The organism is Gordonia phthalatica (genome assembly GCF_001305675.1).
GTDB lineage: Bacteria > Actinomycetota > Actinomycetes > Mycobacteriales > Mycobacteriaceae > Gordonia > Gordonia phthalatica.
The window spans coordinates 497,679-515,087 of the sequence record NZ_CP011853.1 but is presented as its reverse complement, the minus strand read 5'-3'; the positions used below and the strand labels follow the sequence as shown (position 1 = coordinate 515,087).

The following is a 17,409-nucleotide window of genomic DNA, read 5'->3' as shown; positions in this document are numbered from 1 at the left end:
ACACCAAGTCGGAGTGCCATTTTGATCCTGGTATTGATCGCCCTGTTCATCAGTGCGCTCATCGCACCTCCGATCATCAAGACGCTCGGCTCCCGCGGGTTCTATGTTCTGGCGCTGGCACCGGCCGCCGGTCTGGGCTGGGTGATCGCCCACTGGCCCGAGCCCGGCGCACCCCCGAGAACCGAAGTCGTCAGCTGGATCCCCAGCCTGAGCATGGACATCACCCTGCGGTTCGACACCCTCGCGGCCGTGATGTCGGTGCTGATTCTGGGGGTCGGGACCCTGGTCCTGATCTACTGCGCCAACTACTTCGAGGAGATGCGCCGCCGCATCGCCGTCTTCGGCGGCGAACTGGTGGCCTTCGCCGGCTCCATGTTCGGCCTCGTCGTCAGCGACAACACCCTGGTCATGTACGTCTTCTGGGAGGCGACGACCGTCCTGTCGTTCATGCTCGTCGGCTTCTACGCGGTCCGCGCCACGTCGCGTCGCGCCGCCACGCAGGCGCTGCTGGTCACCACTTTCGGCGGCCTCGCGATGCTGGTCGGCCTCATCATGCTCGGCCAACGGACCGGCAGCTACCTGCTGTCCGATCTGATCGCGAACCCGCCGACCGCCGGCGTGTACGTCGACATCGCGGTGGTCCTGATCCTGATCGGCGCCCTGTCGAAGTCCGCGATCGTGCCGTTCCACTTCTGGCTGCCCGGAGCGATGGCCGCCCCGACCCCGGTCAGCGCCTACCTGCACGCCGCCGCCATGGTGAAGGCAGGCGTCTACCTGGTGGCCCGCCTGGCCCCCGGTTTCGCCCCGCTGGTCAGCTGGCAGGTGATGGTGATCGGCCTGGGCCTGCTGACCATGGTGCTCGGCGGCTGGCGATCCCTGCGCGAACTCGACCTGAAGCTGATCCTCGCGTTCGGCACCGTCTCCCAGCTCGGCTTCATCACCGTCCTCGTCGGCATCGGCGACGCGAACGTCGCGATGGCCGGCCTGGCGATGGTCGTCGCGCACGCCATGTTCAAGGCCTGCCTGTTCATGGTGGTCGGCATCATCGACCACTCCACCGGCACCCGCGACATCCGCAAGCTGGCCCGCCTCGGACACCGGCTGCCGGGCCTTGCGCTGATCGCATCGGTCGCCGGCGCCAGTATGGCCGGACTGCCGTTCACCTTCGGTTTCGTCGGCAAGGAGACCGCGTTCGGCAGCATCTGGGTCACCGGTGCGCTCTCGCCGATGCAGCGGTCCGTGGTCGACGTGGTGCTGCTGATCGGCTCCGTCCTGACCTTCGCCTACACGGTCCGTTTCATCTGGGGCGCCTTCGGTCGCAAGGTACGCACGCTGCCGACGCGCGCCGTCGCCCAGTTGGAGCAGCCGGTGCCGATGTTCCTGCTGCCGCCCGCCGTCCTCGCGATCACCGGTGTCGTCGCATCGTTCGGTGCCGGCTGGATCAGCGACCTGGTGGAACCGTATGCGCAGACCCTGCCCGCCTACGGCGAGGAGATCGAGCACCTGGCCCTCTGGCACGGCTTCGGGCTTCCGGTCGTGTTCTCGATCCTCGTCGTGGTGGGCGGCTCCGCCCTGTTCCTGTTCCTCCGTGCCCGCCGCAGGCGCCTGTTCGTGAGCCCGCCGCGCCTCAACGCCGACCGGATCTACGACGCGTCGCTGCGCAGCGCCGACCGACTCTCGCTGTGGGTCACCCGCAACACGCAGCGCGGATCGCTGCCGATCACCCAGGGCGTCATCCTCACCACCGCCGTGCTGCTGCCGGTCACGGTGCTGTTCCTCGGCAACCGGCAGGGCCTGCGGATCGCGGGATTCAACACGGCCTCCGAGGTCGTGATCGGGGCGATCATGATCGCCGCCGCCGTCGCGACCGCTCTCCTCCGCAACCGTCTCGCCGGCCTGCTGGCTCTCGGCGTCACCGGCTACGGCTGCGGCGCCCTGTTCGCGCTGTACGGCGCCCCCGACCTGGCGCTCACCCAGTTCCTGGTCGAGAGCCTGACCCTCGTCGTCTTCGTCCTGGTGCTGCGGAAGCTGCCGTCGGAGGCGACCCCGAAACAGAAGACCGGGCATCGGCCCGTCCGCATCGCGATCTCGGTGGCGTTCGGCGCCATGCTGGTGCTGATCGGTCTGTTCGCCGCCGCCGCGCGCTCCACCGAGCCGCTGCACGTCTACCTGGCCGACGCCGCGTACGAGTTCGGCAACGGTGCCAACGCCGTCAACGTCTTGCTCGTCGACATCCGCGCCTGGGACACGCTCGGCGAGGTCTCGGTCCTGATCGTCGCAGCGACCGGTGTCGCGTCGATGCTCTTCCGCAGCCGCCGCTTCGGTGCGGTCCCCCGCCTGACCGACGATCAGCTCGCGGAACACCGCAACGGCGACAGCGCCCCGCACGGGCGGACCACCTGGCTGCGCGGCAGCGAGATGCGCGACCCCGACCAGCGGTCGCTGATCCTCGAAGCCACCACGCGGCTGGTGTTCCCGACCCTGGTGGTGCTGTCCGCCTACTTCTTCTTCGCCGGTCACAATGCTCCGGGCGGCGGTTTCGCCGGCGGCCTGGTGATGGGGCTCGCGCTGGTCCTGCGGTACCTGGCGGGCGGACGCTACGAGCTGGGCGAAGTGATGCGCTTCGAGGCGGGCACCATCCTCGGCATCGGCCTGCTGATCTCCGCGGGCACCGCCGTCACCTCGCTCCTGTTGGGCGCACCCGCCCTGTCGTCGGCCACCATCGCACTGCATCTGCCGATCTTCGGCGATTTCAAACTCGTCACCGCCCTGTTCTTCGACCTCGGCATCTACCTGATCGTCGTCGGCCTCGTGGTCGACGTGCTGCGCAGCCTCGGCGCTCGGCTCGACGTCGGCGACCCGGAGACCGAACAGCCGGCCCCGCCGGCACCCGCGGAGGTGAAGTGATGGCAGTGAACCTCGGTCTCCTGATCGTCGTCGGCGTCATGGCCGCAGGCGGCGTGTACCTGCTGACCGAACGCAGCCTGATCCGCATGCTGTTCGGCCTGCTGCTGGTCGGTAACGCGTTGAACCTGTTGATCGTCGTCCTGGCCGGACCACCCGGGCACCCGCCGATCCGGGGCCGCGAATCTCTCGGGCAGTCGTTCGACACCGATCCCCTCGCGCAGGGCATGGTGCTGACGGCGATCGTGCTGACCCTCGGCATCGCCGCGTTCATCCTGGCCCTCGCCTACCGCCTGTTCCAGATCAACCGCGCGTCCGAGGAGGAGCAGCCGCTGCCCGGCCAGGAGATCGCCACCGAGGACGAACTGGGCGACGACGAGGAGGACGTCAAGATCCTCACCGGCTCGTTCGAATCGCTTCCCGACCGCGACCGCAGCGACGATCCGACGACCGGCGCCGACACCGTCGTCGGCGACCTGTTCGACACCCGCGGCAATCCGATGACCGCGGAGGAGTTCATCGCGGCACACATCAACGTCCACGAACCGGACCTCATGCCGGAGGACGCCGACGTGCTGGAGCACCTGCCCGACGACGGCGACGAGATGCCCGCCGACTCCGACAGCCCGGACGACGACACCGGCGACGATGACGATGCAGCCGACAGCGACGACGAGGGCGAGGTGAAGCGATGAGCCCGCAGCCGTCGTGGATCTCCACGCTGATCGTCCTGCCGACCCTGGTCCCCCTGCTCGCCGCCGCACTGACGCTGCTCGCCGGTCGCAGCCCGCGCGTCCAACGGTTGGTGACCGTCGTCGCGATCGGCGTCGCCCTGGTCGCATCCTGCCTGATGCTGTACCTCACCGCAGTCCACGGCACCTTCGCGGTGACGATCGGCGGCTGGGACGGTCACGGTCTGGTCCCGACGCCGCTCGGCATCACGCTGGTGGTCGACCGGTTGGCGGCGCTCATGCTGGTGATCTCGCTGATCGTCCTGATCTGCGTCGTCTTCTACGCCATCGGGCAGGACGTGCGCGACGGGACCACCGAGCAGCCGGTGTCGATCTTCCTGCCGAGCTACCTGATCCTGACCGCGGGCGTGTGCAACTCGTTCCTCGCGGGCGACCTGTTCAACCTGTACGTCTCCTTCGAGGTGCTCCTCGCCGCGAGCTTCGTGCTGTTGACGCTGGGCGCGAGCACCGACCGGGTGCGCGCGGGCGCGTCGTACATCATGGTGTCGATGGTGTCGTCGCTGATCTTCCTGGCCGGCATCGCCTTCGCCTACGCGACCACCGGGACGCTGAACCTCGCGGAGATGGCGGTCCGGCTCGACGACGTCCCCGACGGCACTCGCAACGCCCTGTACGCGGTCCTGCTGGTGGCGTTCGGCATCAAGGCCGCCGTCTTCCCGCTGTCGACGTGGCTGCCCGACTCCTACCCTACCGCCCCCGCCCCGGTCACCGCGGTGTTCGCGGGCCTGCTGACCAAGGTCGGCGTCTACGCCCTGATCCGGACGCATTCGCTCCTGTTCCCCGGCGGCTCCATGGACAACGTCCTGATGATCGCGGGCCTGCTGACGATGCTCGTCGGCATCTTCGGCGCCATCGCGCAGTCGGACATCAAACGTCTGCTGTCGTTCACCCTGGTCAGCCACATCGGCTACATGGTGTTCGGCATCGCCGTCGGATCCGAGCTGTCGACGTCGGCGGCGATCTACTACGTGGCACACCACATCCTGGTGCAGACCACCCTGTTCCTGGTGGTGGGGCTCATCGAACGGCAGGCGGGGTCCTCGTCGCTGCGGCGCCTCGGCGGACTGATCGCCAGCCCGCTGCTGGCGAGCCTGTTCCTGATCCCCGCCCTCAACCTGGGCGGAATCCCACCGTTCTCCGGGTTCATCGGCAAGGTGGCCCTACTGGAGGCCGGCGCGCAGGACGGGTCGGTCCTCGCCTGGGTGCTGGTCGGCGGATCGGTCGTCACCAGTCTGCTGACCCTGTACGTGATGGCCCGCATCTGGACCAAGGCGTTCTGGCGGGCCCGGGCCGACGCGCCCGAGGGCGCCATGGCCTCGAGCACCGCGTCTGCCCTGATCCTGGAGGGCGAGGACGTGCTCCTGGAGGAGCGCGAGGACGTGGGCCGCATGCCCGCGACCATGGTGGTCCCGACCATGGCGATGGTCGCGGCCGGGCTGGCACTGACCTTCTGGGGCGGTCCCATGTTCGGATTCACCGACGACGCGGCCGGCGGTGTCCTCGACCGCAGCCAGTACATCTCGACGGTGCTGCACAATTCCGAGGAAGCCATGCATCCGAGCGGAGGTGAGCGATGAGTCAGGAGCCGTTCCCTGATCGGCCGCACGCCAAACCGGTCGGAAAGGGTCCCGTCGCCGCATTCTTCGGCAACCTGTGGCGCGTGGCCCTGGTGCACTTCGCATGGCCCGTCGTCCGCCTGTACGTGTGGCTCAACGAGCGTCTCCGCGCCCCGAAGTGGATGGGCGGCTCCCTCCGCGAGATCGGGCTCCGCCTGTGGGGCTTCGCGTGGCTCACATTCGTGTGGGTGCTGCTGTGGGGCGACATCACGTGGAGCAACATCGTCGCCGGCGCGGGCATCGCCCTGCTGGTGATGATCTTCCTCCCGCTGCCGCGCGTCGCCGTCGAAGGTCGCTTCCACCCGCTGCCGGCGCTGAAGCTGGTCGCGACCATGCTCTACAACTTCTTCATCTCCAGCGCCCAGGTGGCGTGGGCTGCGGTGAAGCCCGGTCCCCCGCCGCTCGGCGTGGTGGTGCGCGTGCACATGGCCATCAAGTCCGACCTCACCCTGACGCTGGCGATCGACTACATCAACCTGGTACCGGGCACCATCGTCGTCGAGATCGATCAACCCGCCCGCATGCTGTACATCCACGTGTTCGACGCCCGCAAGCAGAAGCACATCGATGAATTCCTGAAGCAGATGGCGTATATCGAACGCGAGTTCATCAAGACCTTCGAACGCGACGACGAATGGCATCCGAGCCCGCTGCACGGCATCGACGACGACTACCACCACGTGCCGTACGCCGACCGACAGCGCGTCGCCGACCGGGACGCGGCCCGAAAGGAGAAGCGATGACAGCGGTCTGGATCATCAGCGGCGCACTGCTGCTCGCGGCGTCGGCGTTGACCGCCTACCGGACGCTGCGGGGACCGACGACGCTCGACCGCCTCGTCGGTGTCGACGCGCTGGTCGCGATCGCCATCTGCGGCCTGTCGGTGTGGGTGGCGTTCACCCTCGACACCACCATCGTGCCCGGCATCGTCGCCCTGAGCCTGGTCGGCTTCATCGGATCGATCGCCGTCGCCCGCTTCCGCGTCAGGGACGATCAGCTGTGATCGTCGACGTGATCTCCGCCGTCCTGATCCTCACCGGATCCCTGCTCGCCTTCACCGCGGCGATCGGGATCGTCCGCTTCCCGGACACGCTGAGCCGGATGCACGCGGCGACCAAACCTCAGACCTTCGGCATGATCCTGGTCCTCGCCGGCGCATTCGTCCGCCTGGAGGGCCACGTCGACGGCGGCATGCTGATCTTGACGGGACTGTTCGCTCTCATCACCGCTCCCGTCGTCGCTCAGCGCGTCGGCCGCCTGGTCTACCGGGAGCAGGCGCTCGGCAAGGACGTGGTGGACGAGGACGAGTTCGCGCCGCCGCGCTAGCCGAGTTCGGAGACCACCGAGTCGACGACGCTCCGCAGGTCCTGCGTCTTCTCGAAGACTGCCCGCTGCCGCTGGTAGCTGGCGCCGTCGACGATGATGTCGGCGACGATCCCCAGTTCGTCCAGGCAACCGAGCGACGCGGCCACCGGCTCCAGCCGGACCAGCAGGTCGGCGAAGTCCTCGGTGACGAGGCGTTCGGAGCAGTCCGAGTCCTGGATGATGATGGCGTCGAGCCCGTAGCGGGCCGCGCGCCACTTGTTCTCCTGAACCAGCCAGGGAGCCATCTGCGGGAGCGTCTCCCCCGCCGACAGCCGGCGATCGAGGTCGACGATCAGGCAGTGCGTCAACGCGACGATGGCCGCCATCTCGCGGCGGTTCGAGACCCCGTCGCACACCCGCACCTCGATGGTGCCCAGATGCGGAGACGGCCGGATGTCCCAGCGGATCTCGTTGAGGTGGTCGATGATGCCGGTGGTCTTCTGGTCGTGGGCGAACTTCTCGAACTCCGACCACGTCTCGAACTGGAAGGGCAGCCCCGCGGTGGGGAGCTGCTGGAACATCATGGCGCGGTTGCTGGCGTAGCCGGTGGACCGACCTGCCCACATGGGCGACGACGACGACAGCGCCAGCAGGTGCGGGTAGTAGTTGAGCAGCGACGACAGGATCGGGAGAACCTTGTCGCGGTCGTCGATGCCCACGTGCACGTGAACACCCCAGATCAACATCTGCCGCCCCCACCACTGGGTGCGTTCGATCAGTTCTGCGTAGCGACTGCCGTCCGACAGCTGCTGCGCCGACCATTCGGCGAACGGATGCGTCCCGGCGCCGTACAGGTCGACGCCGATCTCGTCGCAGAGCGTGCGGACCACCTCGAGGGAGCCCCCGAGGTCGTCCATCGCCTCACCGACGGTGGTGCAGATGCCGGTGACCAGTTCGACGGTGTTGCGGAGCAGCTCCCGGTGGATCTTGCTCCGCTGATCGCCCGCCCGCGCCTCGACGAGCTGGAACAGGTCGTCGGCGGCGTTCGAGAGGTCCCTGGTCGTCTTGTCGACCAGCGCCAGTTCCCACTCCACGCCGAGCGTGGGCTTCGGGGACCGCGAGAAGGCGATTCCCGCCGGCGAGGTCATCGACGTCCCACGCGGCTAGCTGGTCTGACGAAGCACGCCGCACGCCAGGCGCACCGCATCGCCGCTGGCGGGCGCGAGGTCGTGCAGGATGACGGCCTTGCCGCGGATCTGGTCCACGGTGAAGGCCTCGGTGGTGTAACTGGCCGACGCGGTGCCGTCCTTGAGGACGTTCATGTTCATCAGGTCGCCCGACTCCGGCTTCTCGGTGCGTCCGTTCACCTGGAGGTGGCCGCCCGCGCTGGTGAAGCCGTTCGACGCCTCGCACTTGCCGACGGAGTGGATGTGCAGACCGTGCTCGCCCGGCTTGACGTTCGAGACGCGCGCCGAGACGGCGACCGTCTTGCCCTCCTGCGAGAAGCTCACGAAGCCGACGCGATTGCCGTCCTTGTCGACGAGGGTCGTCGTCGCCGACTCCGCGGCGTTGGGGATGTGGTCCTTGTTCACCACGTCGCCGGGAGCCACCTGGTCGCCGGTCACAACGGCCGGCGTGGTGCCTTCGACCTTGGAGGCGTGCTCGTTGGGCGTGCAGGCCGACAGCGCGAGGACTGCGCCGCCCGCGGCGGCGACGGCCGCGATGACCTGAACGGTCGAAGCGCGATTGGTGCTGCGGACGGTCATGTGTGCTCCTTAGTCGGTCGGCAGGTGCGGGCGGGCGGTTCCGCTTCGCTCGCACCGGGCTGGTGCCGTGATCGCCAATATGATTTCTGTTCGAGAATGATTATGACCGGTCGGCGACGGGCGCGCGCTACCGGCTCACCACCACGACGGCCAACTGCCCCAGGCAGCGGCTGAACGCGTCGGGTCGCGGGTTGAGTTCCGCACCGCCGGGCACGGCCTCGGCCACCTTCTTGGCGGCGTCCTCCTGGTCCGGGGTGTAGAAGATGGTGTTCTCACTGACACTGGCGGTGCTGAGGTTCGCGGTCTCCGCGACCTTGTATCCGCCGTCGGTGAGGGTCTTCGCGACCTCCGCCGCCAAACCGGTCACGTTGCCCGCATTCAGAACGCACAGTTCCGGAACGTCGGCGGCGTCGGCCGGACTCTTGGACGTGGAGGTGTCGGTGGCGCTGGTCTTCGCGGGCTTCTGCTCGCTGGTCTCCGCCTGCGCGCTCTGCCCGGCGGCCTTGAGGCCGGCTTCGGGGTCGTCACCGCTGGTGGTCAACTGATGGATGCCGAGACCGATGCAGACCACGGCGATCGCCACCAGCAGCATGGCACCCGCACGAAACGGAAGTCGATTGGTTTCATTTTCAGCATTCATCACGGCAACTCTAACCCACCGGCAGCACAGACAACTCGTCCGTCACGCCGGGTCGTCCGGATCTACTACGTGATGTCGAAGCCGAGACGGCGTGCCGCACGAGCCTTCTGCCGCGAGGCACGGAGTCGGCGCAGTCGTTTCACGAGCATCGGGTCGGCTGCGAGCGCTTCGGGGCGGTCGACCAGCGCGCCGAGGACCTGGTAGTACCGGGTCGCCGACAGGTTGAAGAGTTCCTTGATGGCGTCTTCTTTGGAACCCGCGTACTTCCACCACTGGCGTTCGAAGCCGAGGATGTCGCGTTCGCGCCGAGTCAGTCCGTCGTCGCCGACTTCGTGCGGATCGAGGTTCGCCTGGTTCCGGGCACCATCGCCCGTCGACGGATCGTCGCCCTTCGGGCTCTGCGCCGTTGCCCCGCTCATTTCGCTCCTCAAGCAGCCTGAAAATGCATCCGCACCGTGTCCGCAGCAGCTCCCCGGCGGACGAATGACATCGGTGTGGTTCCGTCGAACATCTAACCACGATCCGCCGCGGCGTCCGTGGTGACGCACCGCGCCACCCGTAACGCGTCGGGCAGTAGAATGCGATGCCATGGCAATTCTCCCGATCTGCATCATCGGTGAACCCGTCCTCCATCAGCCGACGACGCCCGTCGACCTCGACGCCGACGGCAAGCCCTCCGCGGAGATCGTCGCGCTGCTCGACGACATGTACGAGACGATGGACGTCGCGAACGGCGTCGGTCTCGCCGCCAACCAGGTCGGCAAGGGCTTGCGGATGTTCGTCTACGACTGCCCCGACGCCGACGTGCACGCGCGCAGGCGTGGCGAAGTGATCAATCCGATCCTGGAGACCTCGGAGATCCCCGAGACGATGCCCGATCCCGACGACAACGACGAGGGCTGCCTGTCGGTCCCCGGCGAGGGATTCCCGACCGGGCGCGCCGACTGGGCCAAGGTGGTCGGCACCGACCGCAACGGCGAGCGCGTCGAGATCGAAGGGCGCGGTTTCTTCGCCCGCATGCTGCAGCACGAGACCGGTCACCTGGACGGCTTCCTGTATGTCGACGTCCTGGTCGGCCGCAACAAGCGCGCCGCCAAGAAGGCCGTGAAGCGCAACGGCTGGGGTGTGCCGGGACTCACCTGGCTCCCCGGGTCGGTCACCGACCCGTTCGGGCACGACGACTGACATGGCCGACGGATCCACCTCGTCGCAGCCGAAGGTCGGCGACCGCGTCGTCATCCGCTACCGGCTGGGCGACGGCGCGCCCGCCGACTGGCGGCGGACACCCGCTGCGCCGGGTGCGGACGGGAGCGACGGCCCCACCCACTCCGACATCACCGGGATCCTGCGCGAGCACACCGACGACGCGTACGTGATCGAACGCGACGGGCAGTCGCATCGGTTGGCGATCGCCGCGATCTCCTCGGTGCGCCTGCTGTCGCGACGGGTGGTCCGCAACTCCGAGATCCGCGAGGTGGAGCGCACCCTGATGCTGGCCGCGGCCGCCGCCGAGCGCGACGACGTGGACGGCTGGCTGGTGAACGCGCCGGCCGACGGTCCGCACAACCTCCGCTCGGCCGCGGCCGCACCGATCGAGTTCGGCTCGACGTCGGCGGCCCTGCCCGGCGTCGTCGCCTGGTTCATCGCCCGCGGCCTCACTCCCCGCGTGATGCTGGCCGAACGCCTGATGCGCGTCTCGTCGCTGGGGGTCGGCGTCGGACGCGACGAGCCGTACGAGGTGCTGATCGGGCCGGAGCCGACCGGTGACACCCCGGACGGCGACTGGTCGCTGATCTCCGAGGGCGTGGCCGCCGCGACGGTCGCCGCCGACGATGACGTCGCCCGCACCGCGTGGCGCGCACTCGGGTTCGAGCTGCACCACGCGTGCCGACTGCTGACGCTGTAGCAGTTCGGGCGTCGATTACGGTGGACTGCGATGTCGAACTCCAGCACTGAAACCGATCTGACCAAACGGCGGATCATCGCCACCGCCCTCTCCGTGATCGCACTCCTCGCGGTCTTGGCGTTCACCTGGTGGATCGACGGTCAGGGCGGTCCCGACGAGACCGCGGCAGCCGCATCGTCGACCGCGACGGCACCGCTCGCCGACGGCGCCGCGAACACGGCGCCCGGGACCACGCCCTCCGCGGACACCACGAGGAAGCCGTCACCGAGGCCGTCGGCGCGGAAGTCGACCGCACCGAAGAAGCAGAACGGCTCGGTGCCCGCCCGCGTCGCCGACACCCTGGAGCAGATCGACTCCGGCCGTTGGCCGGAGGCAGCGAACGCGCCCGGCACGCACGGCGGCGACACCTTCCGCAACCGAGAGGGCAACCTGCCCACCAAGTCGGCGAACGGCAAGCGGATCACCTACAAGGAGTGGGACGTCAATCCCAAGAAGCGCGGGCAGGGGCGCGACGCCGAACGCATCGTGACCGGCAGCGACGGCTCCGCCTGGTACACGTTGGACCACTACCAGACCTTCACACAGATCCGAGGACCGTCCGCATGAGCGCAGCCCTGCCCGCCGACTTCCTGACCTCCGGACCGGGTGCGGCCCTCGCCGTCGGCGACGTCGACACCTACGGCACCGGCGCCGCGGTCAGGCGATTGTCCGGCGCCGCGATGCGCACCGTCGACGGCCTGTACGACGCCTTCGCCGCGGCCTGGGACTTCCCGGCCCACTTCGGCTTCAACAAGGACGCCTTCGACGACGTGATCGGCGACCTCCCGGCCGGTCTGCGCACCTCGACGGGCGCGATCGCGACCGGAGTGCTCACCATCATCGACGACGCCGGTCTGCTGCTCGCCGACGCCACCGACGACGACCGCGAGTGGTTCGCGACCAGCCCGTCGTTCTGGCGCGAGCGCTGCGCACGCGGCGGCCGGGGTTTCGGGATCGTGCTCCTGGCCGACGACGCGGCCGTCGACGTCGTGGAGCAGCGCTGGCGTGCCGCAGGCGGCGAGCTGATCCGACTGCGGCAGGATTGAGCCATGCGCATCGCGACGTGGAACGTGAACTCGATCCGCGCCCGATCCGAGCAGGTCGTGGCGTGGATGAACCGGCATGCGATCGACGTGCTGGCCATGCAGGAGACCAAGTGCACCGACGACCAGTTCCCGGTGATGAGCTTCATCGCTCACGGCTACGACGTCGCCTTCCACGGGGTCAGCGGCTATAACGGCGTGGCGATCGCCTCCCGCATCGGGGTGCACGACGTCCACATCGGCTTCGACGGTCAGCCCGAGTACGACGGGCAGTCGGAGGCGCGGGCGATCTCCGCGACCTGCGGCGGCGTCCGGGTCTGGAGCCTGTACGCGCCGAACGGTCGCGAGCCCGACCACCAGCATTTCGATTACAAGCTCCGCTGGCTCGGCGCACTGGCCGATGTGACCTCGCTGGAGCTCTCGCACGATCCGGCCGCGCAGGTGGCCCTGCTCGGCGACTGGAACGTGGCCCCGACCGACGACGACGTCTGGGATCGCGCCTACTTCGACGGACGCACGCACACCTCGGACGTCGAGCGCGCCGCTTTCCGACGGTTCCTCGACGCCGGCTTCGCCGACAGCGCCGGCCCGTACACCCCGGGACCGAACACCTACACGTTCTGGGACTACCAGTCCGGACGGTTCGCCCGCAACGAGGGCATGCGCATCGACTTCGGACTCTGCTCCCCCGCGCTCGACGACCGCGTCCACGACGCCTTCATCGATCGGAACGCCCGCGCCGCCGAGGGCGCCAGCGACCACGCGCCGGTGGTCTTCGACCTGAGCTGACCGGTCAGACCGACACCGGGGGCGCGGTGGCGACCATGCCCGGGTGCGCGTTGAGGAAGTGTCGGGTGAAGGTGCACAGCGGCCGCACCTTCAGTCCGTTCTCACGCATGTACTGCATGGTGCCGCCGGTCAACTTGGTCGCGAGCCCGTGTCCGCTGTACTCGTCGTACAGCACGGTGTGGAGGATCGTCACCACCCTCCCCTGCGGCTCTTCGTCGATGCGATAGCTGAGGACGCCGACGAGATCGCCGGCCACCCAGAGTTCGAATCGCTCACGATCGGGGTTGTGCACCACCTGCGAGATCTGGTGCAGCAGCGACCGTGCCGACTGTGGCGGATGGGAACGACGTGCCTTGCGGTGCATACAACCTCCTGTGATGAGCATCACAAGATTAAGACTCCGCCCAGCGCCACGCAAGCCTCATGTGTCCCATCTGCATCACAATGGTGCGTCGATCCGAGAAATGAGTAAGGTGTGTTCCGCACAACTTCACACGCGGGGGCTCCCACGGAACCGGGGGCTGAGATGGCGACAGGCGGTCGTCGACCGCCTGAACCTGTCCGGATAATGCCGGCGTAGGGAGGACGAATCATGGGTACATCCATGCCCGAAGACACTCAGCCCAAGGGCAACGACGCTGCCGTCACCGAGATCACCCTCGGCCCCATCCAGGGAAGCGAGAAGGCGTACGTGGACGTCGACGGCATGGCCGTCCCGTTCCGTCGCGTCAATCTCACCAACGGTGAGCACTTCGACCTGTACGACACCTCCGGCCCGTACACCGACTCGTCCGCGGTGATCGACCTGGAGAACGGTCTGCCGAAGACCCGCGACACCTGGGATCGGCCCGAGCCGGTCGTTCTGGAGGCCACCGGGACCACCGCGGCCACCCAGCTCGCCTGGGCGCGCGAGGGGATCATCACCCCGGAGATGAGGTTCATCGCCGCCCGCGAGGGCGTCTCCGCAGAACTGGTGCGCGACGAGGTGGCCGCCGGTCGCGCCGTGATCCCCGTGAACCACCGCCACCCCGAGTCGGAGCCGATGATCATCGGCAAGGCCTTCGCCGTGAAGGTGAACGCCAACATCGGTAACTCCGCCGTCACGTCGTCGATCGCCGAGGAGGTGGAGAAGATGGTGTGGGCCACCCGCTGGGGCGCCGACACCATCATGGACCTCTCCACCGGCAAGGACATCCACCGCACGCGCGAGTGGATCATGCGGAACTCCCCCGCCCCGGTCGGCACCGTCCCGATCTACCAGGCGCTGGAGAAGGTCGACGGCGACCCGACCCGGCTCACCTGGGAGCTGTACCGCGACACCGTGATCGAGCAGGCCGAGCAGGGCGTCGACTACATGACCGTCCACGCGGGAGTGCTGCTGCGCTACGTGCCGCTGACCGCCAAGCGCGTCACCGGCATCGTCTCGCGCGGCGGCTCGATCATGGCCGCCTGGTGCCTGGCACATCATCAGGAGTCGTTCCTGTACACGCACTTCGCCGAGCTGTGCGAGATCCTCGCCCGCTACGACATCACCTTCTCCCTGGGCGACGGCCTGCGCCCCGGGTCGATCGCCGACGCGAACGACGAGGCTCAGTTCGCCGAGCTCCGCACCCTCGGCGAGCTCACCAAGATCGCCAAGAGCTACGGCGTGCAGGTGATGATCGAGGGCCCCGGCCACGTGCCGATGCACAAGATCGTCGAGAACGTCCGCCTCGAGGAGGAATGGTGCGAGGAGGCCCCGTTCTACACGCTCGGCCCGCTCGCCACCGACATCGCGCCCGCGTACGACCACATCACCTCGGCGATCGGCGCCGCGATGATCGCGCAGGCCGGCACCGCGATGCTCTGCTACGTGACCCCGAAGGAGCACCTCGGCCTGCCCGACCGCGACGACGTGAAGGTCGGCGTCATCACCTACAAGATCGCCGCGCACGCCGCCGACCTCGCGAAGGGGCACCCGCGCGCACAGGATCGGGACGACGCGCTCAGCAAGGCGCGCTTCGAGTTCCGGTGGCACGACCAGTTCAACCTGTCCCTGGACCCCGACACCGCCCGCGAGTACCACGACGAGACGCTGCCCGCGGAGCCCGCCAAGACCGCACACTTCTGCTCGATGTGCGGACCCAAGTTCTGCTCAATGCGCATCTCGGCCGATGTCCGGACCTACGCCGAGGAGCACGACCTCGTCACCCAGGAGGACATCGACGCCCGGATCGCGGCCGAGATGGACGCCAAGTCCGCCGAGTTCGCAGCGGCGGGCAACCAGGTGTACCTGCCGATCGAAGAGGTCCCGTCCGGCGCGGCGGCGGTTCGGTGACCGATTCCTCGACGGGCCCGCGACTTACGCTCCCCGCCCCCGGCGCCACGCCGACCCGGGTGATGACGGTCGCGGGCTCGGACTCCGGCGGCGGCGCGGGCATCCAGGCCGACATGCGGACCTTCGCGATGCTCGGGCTGCACGCCTGCGTCGCGGTGACCGCGGTGACCGTACAGAACTCCACCGGCGTCACCGGCGTTCAGGAGATCGAGCCGGACATCGTGGCCGCGCAGATGCGCTCCGTGGTCCCCGACATCGGGGTGTCGGCGGTCAAGACCGGGATGCTGGCGTCGGATCCGATCATCCGCGCGATCGTCGACGCCGCCCGCGAACTGGGGATCGGCCGGGACGGCCGGATCCCCCTCGTCGTGGATCCGGTGTGCGCGTCCATGCACGGCGACCCGCTGCTCGCCACGGACGCCCTCGGCGCCCTGAAGGAACTGCTGTTCCCGCTCGCCACGGTCGTCACGCCGAACCTCGACGAGGTGCGGCTGCTGACGGGGATCGACGTCGTCGACGACGCCACCCAGCGGGAGGCGGCCGTCGCCCTACGCGCGCTGGGCCCGCAGTGGGCTCTGGTGAAGGGCGGCCACCTGCGGGGCAGCGACCGCAGCCCCGATCTGCTGTTCGACGGCGAGGAGTTCACCGAGTTCCCCGCCCGCCGGATCGACACGGGGCACGACCACGGTGCGGGTGACACCCTGGCCGCCGCGATCACCGGCGCCCTGGCGCACGGTTACGCGGTGCCCGACGCCGTCGCGTTCGCCAAGGAGTGGGTCACGCGAGGCCTTGAGGCCGCGTACCCGCTCGGCGCCGGGCACGGCCCGGTGAATCCGCTGTGGAGGATTGGAGCGGAGCGACAGGTCGAGCCGACTTCCGAGGCGTTAGCCGATGGAGCGGAGCGACAGGTCGAGCCGACTTCCGAGGCGATAGCCGAGGCGTCGGTCGAGACCACGTGAGCTGAGCTGGAAATCTACCGCACCGTGTGCCGGTACTCCACCGGTCCCACGCCGTACCGCGCCTTGAAGCGGTTGCGGAAGGTGGCGACGGTGGGGAATCCCGACGAGAGCGCGACCGAGCTGATGGAGGCGGACGGGTTGCCGAGGAGCGCCTCATGCGCGCTCTGGAGGCGACGGTCGGCGATCTGGCCGGCGAGCGAGTGTTCGCAGCCCTCGAAGTAGCGGTACAGCTGCCGCCGCGACAGGTGCAGGTGCTCGGCGATCGAGTCGGGCGTGAACGTCGCGTCGCGATGGTGCCGCTCGATGAGGTCGCGTGCCGCCTCCTGCACGAAGAGCGCGTTGTCCTCCATCACCGACGGCGCCCCGTCGACCTCCGACAGGGCGGCGACGATGAGGTCGACCGCGGCCTGCTCGGACACCGCTCCCACCGGCGATGCGGTGCTGAGCGCCGACGTCTCGGCGGCGAAGCGTCGAACGAAGACCGACGCGGCCCGGGCCAGCGGGGTGTTGGCGGCGACCGGTCGCTGCAGCCGCTCCGCGACGTGGCGGTGCTTGCCGAGCCTGCTGAACGGGATCTGCACACCCGACGGGTCGGAGACCGCCGAGGACAGGATGCTGTAGGGCGCGGCGTTGCTGATGAAGACGAGGTCGCCGGGACCGTACGAGAACTCACGCCCGCCCTGCCGGACGATCGACTGTCCGCGCATGCCGTTGACACTCACGAGGAGGGTTTCGGACGGGTCGGCGACGACGCGCTCCGCGGTGCGCTCGAGCACCATCGCAGGCTGCAGCGCACAGTAGGTGGCGATCGACGACAGGCTCTGCGCGAAGCGCATCGCATGGAAGGCTTCGAGGTCGGCGACCCGGACGTCGACCGTCGGGCTGTAGGCGACGCTGCCGGAGACTCCGGTGAAGCGCCGGGGGCGCGTCCGCGTCGCGGCGCCCGCGACTCCGAGGCGCGCCTCCCATTCGGCGACGGCGCGCGGCGTCAGTCGGGTGGCGAGGGCGGGACGACGCTGTGCGGCGGCGCGTGGTCGGGACAGTGTTTCGTGGGACATTCGTAAGACCTTCTTCGCATGGGGACATGGCAAGAGCGGCCTGGCTTTGGGAGGGAGCCTTGCAATCTCATCTGACATACTGACACATCACATTTTCAGTGTCGAGTAGACCACATGGATGACACCACCGAAACGGTGGTCACATCGATGCCGCAGGTCATGCGGCATGACGCGCCGAACACTACTGATGGGTAACCCCCTCGGTCTCCGGTTGGTGAGAACAGCGACCAGCGGCCCATATCGGACGCGGTAGTGTGTGGCTGGAGCACTGCGACACTGGGCGAGGGTCGCAGCATCATCGATTCTCGTCTGAGG

General features: G+C 68.5%; 19 protein-coding genes and 1 riboswitch. Of the genes, 13 read left to right on the top strand and 6 right to left on the bottom strand.

The window, feature by feature from the left end; translation table 11 throughout:
• Positions 1 to 21: 21 nt before the first annotated feature.
• From ACH46_RS02380 to mnhG, 6 genes are read left to right on the top strand one after another with little or no spacing between them, the layout of a single operon-like run.
• Positions 22 to 2,907 (top strand): Na+/H+ antiporter subunit A, encoded by a 2,886-nt coding sequence (locus tag ACH46_RS02380; RefSeq protein WP_062391519.1) that lies wholly within the window; start codon positions 22 to 24, stop codon positions 2,905 to 2,907.
• The gene (locus tag ACH46_RS02375) at positions 2,907 to 3,599 is read left to right on the top strand and encodes a Na(+)/H(+) antiporter subunit C (RefSeq protein ID WP_062394865.1); all 693 of its coding nucleotides are present in this window, start codon (positions 2,907 to 2,909) and stop codon (positions 3,597 to 3,599) included. The genes ACH46_RS02380 and ACH46_RS02375 overlap by 1 nt, the downstream gene beginning before the upstream one ends.
• On the top strand, positions 3,596 to 5,233 hold the full coding sequence (locus tag ACH46_RS02370) for a Na+/H+ antiporter subunit D (RefSeq protein WP_062391518.1): 1,638 nt from the start codon (positions 3,596 to 3,598) through the stop codon (positions 5,231 to 5,233). Before ACH46_RS02375 ends, ACH46_RS02370 begins: the two co-directional genes overlap by 4 nt.
• The gene (locus tag ACH46_RS02365; protein ID WP_062391517.1) at positions 5,230 to 6,015 is read left to right on the top strand and encodes a Na+/H+ antiporter subunit E; all 786 of its coding nucleotides are present in this window, start codon (positions 5,230 to 5,232) and stop codon (positions 6,013 to 6,015) included. Before ACH46_RS02370 ends, ACH46_RS02365 begins: the two co-directional genes overlap by 4 nt.
• Positions 6,012 to 6,275 (top strand): monovalent cation/H+ antiporter complex subunit F, encoded by a 264-nt coding sequence (locus tag ACH46_RS02360; RefSeq protein WP_062391516.1) that lies wholly within the window; start codon positions 6,012 to 6,014, stop codon positions 6,273 to 6,275. Before ACH46_RS02365 ends, ACH46_RS02360 begins: the two co-directional genes overlap by 4 nt.
• The gene (mnhG, locus tag ACH46_RS02355; protein WP_062391515.1) at positions 6,272 to 6,598 is read left to right on the top strand and encodes a monovalent cation/H(+) antiporter subunit G; all 327 of its coding nucleotides are present in this window, start codon (positions 6,272 to 6,274) and stop codon (positions 6,596 to 6,598) included. The genes ACH46_RS02360 and mnhG overlap by 4 nt, the downstream gene beginning before the upstream one ends.
• Here the strand turns inward: mnhG and ACH46_RS02350 are convergent.
• The 4 genes from ACH46_RS02350 to ACH46_RS02335 form a co-directional block, all read right to left on the bottom strand.
• Positions 6,595 to 7,725 (bottom strand): glutamate--cysteine ligase, encoded by a 1,131-nt coding sequence (locus ACH46_RS02350; RefSeq protein WP_062391514.1) that lies wholly within the window; start codon positions 7,723 to 7,725, stop codon positions 6,595 to 6,597. The genes mnhG and ACH46_RS02350 overlap by 4 nt on opposite strands.
• Before the next feature lie 15 nt (positions 7,726 to 7,740).
• The gene (locus ACH46_RS02345; protein WP_062391513.1) at positions 7,741 to 8,343 is read right to left on the bottom strand and encodes a superoxide dismutase family protein; all 603 of its coding nucleotides are present in this window, start codon (positions 8,341 to 8,343) and stop codon (positions 7,741 to 7,743) included.
• Positions 8,344 to 8,470: 127 nt separating this feature from the next.
• On the bottom strand, positions 8,471 to 8,983 hold the full coding sequence (locus ACH46_RS02340; RefSeq protein ID WP_062391512.1) for a LytR C-terminal domain-containing protein: 513 nt from the start codon (positions 8,981 to 8,983) through the stop codon (positions 8,471 to 8,473).
• Between the two features lie 65 nt (positions 8,984 to 9,048).
• A complete protein-coding gene (locus ACH46_RS02335) occupies positions 9,049 to 9,402 on the bottom strand; it encodes a DUF3263 domain-containing protein (protein ID WP_062391511.1) in 354 nt (117 codons plus the stop codon).
• A gap of 169 nt (positions 9,403 to 9,571) precedes the next feature.
• On the opposite strand from ACH46_RS02335, the gene ACH46_RS02330 reads away from it, so the two are divergent.
• The 5 genes from ACH46_RS02330 to ACH46_RS02310 are packed head-to-tail and all read left to right on the top strand — an operon-like array spanning position 9,572 to position 12,760.
• A complete protein-coding gene (locus tag ACH46_RS02330) occupies positions 9,572 to 10,168 on the top strand; it encodes a peptide deformylase (protein ID WP_062391510.1) in 597 nt (198 codons plus the stop codon).
• 1 nt (position 10,169) lies between these two features.
• Complete coding sequence (locus ACH46_RS02325) at positions 10,170 to 10,889, top strand: GNAT family N-acetyltransferase, cg3035/Rv0428c family (RefSeq protein WP_062391509.1); 720 nt, start codon at positions 10,170 to 10,172, stop codon at positions 10,887 to 10,889.
• Positions 10,890 to 10,919: 30 nt separating this feature from the next.
• Positions 10,920 to 11,495 carry a guanyl-specific ribonuclease gene (locus ACH46_RS02320; RefSeq protein WP_062391508.1) on the top strand — a complete coding sequence of 192 codons (576 nt, stop codon included), beginning with the start codon at positions 10,920 to 10,922 and terminating at the stop codon, positions 11,493 to 11,495.
• A complete protein-coding gene (locus tag ACH46_RS02315; RefSeq protein WP_062391507.1) occupies positions 11,492 to 11,974 on the top strand; it encodes a barstar family protein in 483 nt (160 codons plus the stop codon). The genes ACH46_RS02320 and ACH46_RS02315 overlap by 4 nt, the downstream gene beginning before the upstream one ends.
• Positions 11,975 to 11,977: 3 nt before the next feature.
• Positions 11,978 to 12,760 (top strand): exodeoxyribonuclease III, encoded by a 783-nt coding sequence (locus tag ACH46_RS02310; RefSeq protein ID WP_062391506.1) that lies wholly within the window; start codon positions 11,978 to 11,980, stop codon positions 12,758 to 12,760.
• Between the two features lie 4 nt (positions 12,761 to 12,764).
• Here the strand turns inward: ACH46_RS02310 and ACH46_RS02305 are convergent, their stop codons facing one another.
• Complete coding sequence (locus ACH46_RS02305) at positions 12,765 to 13,124, bottom strand: GNAT family N-acetyltransferase (RefSeq protein WP_062391505.1); 360 nt, start codon at positions 13,122 to 13,124, stop codon at positions 12,765 to 12,767.
• Positions 13,125 to 13,246: 122 nt separating this feature from the next.
• Positions 13,247 to 13,360: riboswitch (TPP riboswitch) on the top strand.
• Positions 13,361 to 13,364: 4 nt separating this feature from the next.
• Between ACH46_RS02305 and thiC the strand changes: the two genes are divergently transcribed.
• A complete protein-coding gene (gene thiC / locus ACH46_RS02300; protein WP_417935290.1) occupies positions 13,365 to 15,077 on the top strand; it encodes a phosphomethylpyrimidine synthase ThiC in 1,713 nt (570 codons plus the stop codon).
• 62 nt (positions 15,078 to 15,139) lie between these two features.
• Positions 15,140 to 16,036 carry a bifunctional hydroxymethylpyrimidine kinase/phosphomethylpyrimidine kinase gene (gene thiD / locus ACH46_RS02295; protein ID WP_082399328.1) on the top strand — a complete coding sequence of 299 codons (897 nt, stop codon included), beginning with the start codon at positions 15,140 to 15,142 and terminating at the stop codon, positions 16,034 to 16,036.
• 14 nt (positions 16,037 to 16,050) lie between these two features.
• Here thiD and ACH46_RS02290 read toward each other — a convergent pair whose 3' ends face one another.
• A complete protein-coding gene (locus tag ACH46_RS02290) occupies positions 16,051 to 17,094 on the bottom strand; it encodes a helix-turn-helix domain-containing protein (protein WP_062391503.1) in 1,044 nt (347 codons plus the stop codon).
• Positions 17,095 to 17,409: the final 315 nt, after the last annotated feature.

What these genes read in the sequence shown, in the direction of transcription:
- ACH46_RS02335 (WP_062391511.1), bottom strand. Translation starts at nt 9,402, where the DNA reads ATGAGCGGGGCAACGGCGCAGAGCCCGAAGGGCGACGATCCGTCGACG.
- thiD (WP_082399328.1), top strand. Translation starts at nt 15,140, where the DNA reads ATGACGGTCGCGGGCTCGGACTCCGGCGGCGGCGCGGGCATCCAGGCC.
- ACH46_RS02340 (WP_062391512.1), bottom strand. Translation starts at nt 8,983, where the DNA reads ATGAATGCTGAAAATGAAACCAATCGACTTCCGTTTCGTGCGGGTGCC.
- ACH46_RS02350 (WP_062391514.1), bottom strand. Translation starts at nt 7,725, where the DNA reads ATGACCTCGCCGGCGGGAATCGCCTTCTCGCGGTCCCCGAAGCCCACG.
- ACH46_RS02305 (WP_062391505.1), bottom strand. Translation starts at nt 13,124, where the DNA reads ATGCACCGCAAGGCACGTCGTTCCCATCCGCCACAGTCGGCACGGTCG.
- ACH46_RS02345 (WP_062391513.1), bottom strand. Translation starts at nt 8,343, where the DNA reads ATGACCGTCCGCAGCACCAATCGCGCTTCGACCGTTCAGGTCATCGCG.
- ACH46_RS02360 (WP_062391516.1), top strand. Translation starts at nt 6,012, where the DNA reads ATGACAGCGGTCTGGATCATCAGCGGCGCACTGCTGCTCGCGGCGTCG.
- ACH46_RS02325 (WP_062391509.1), top strand. Translation starts at nt 10,170, where the DNA reads ATGGCCGACGGATCCACCTCGTCGCAGCCGAAGGTCGGCGACCGCGTC.
- ACH46_RS02315 (WP_062391507.1), top strand. Translation starts at nt 11,492, where the DNA reads ATGAGCGCAGCCCTGCCCGCCGACTTCCTGACCTCCGGACCGGGTGCG.
- ACH46_RS02370 (WP_062391518.1), top strand. Translation starts at nt 3,596, where the DNA reads ATGAGCCCGCAGCCGTCGTGGATCTCCACGCTGATCGTCCTGCCGACC.
- ACH46_RS02375 (WP_062394865.1), top strand. Translation starts at nt 2,907, where the DNA reads ATGGCAGTGAACCTCGGTCTCCTGATCGTCGTCGGCGTCATGGCCGCA.
- thiC (WP_417935290.1), top strand. Translation starts at nt 13,365, where the DNA reads ATGCCCGAAGACACTCAGCCCAAGGGCAACGACGCTGCCGTCACCGAG.
- ACH46_RS02365 (WP_062391517.1), top strand. Translation starts at nt 5,230, where the DNA reads ATGAGTCAGGAGCCGTTCCCTGATCGGCCGCACGCCAAACCGGTCGGA.
- ACH46_RS02310 (WP_062391506.1), top strand. Translation starts at nt 11,978, where the DNA reads ATGCGCATCGCGACGTGGAACGTGAACTCGATCCGCGCCCGATCCGAG.
- ACH46_RS02330 (WP_062391510.1), top strand. Translation starts at nt 9,572, where the DNA reads ATGGCAATTCTCCCGATCTGCATCATCGGTGAACCCGTCCTCCATCAG.
- ACH46_RS02290 (WP_062391503.1), bottom strand. Translation starts at nt 17,094, where the DNA reads ATGTCCCACGAAACACTGTCCCGACCACGCGCCGCCGCACAGCGTCGT.
- ACH46_RS02320 (WP_062391508.1), top strand. Translation starts at nt 10,920, where the DNA reads ATGTCGAACTCCAGCACTGAAACCGATCTGACCAAACGGCGGATCATC.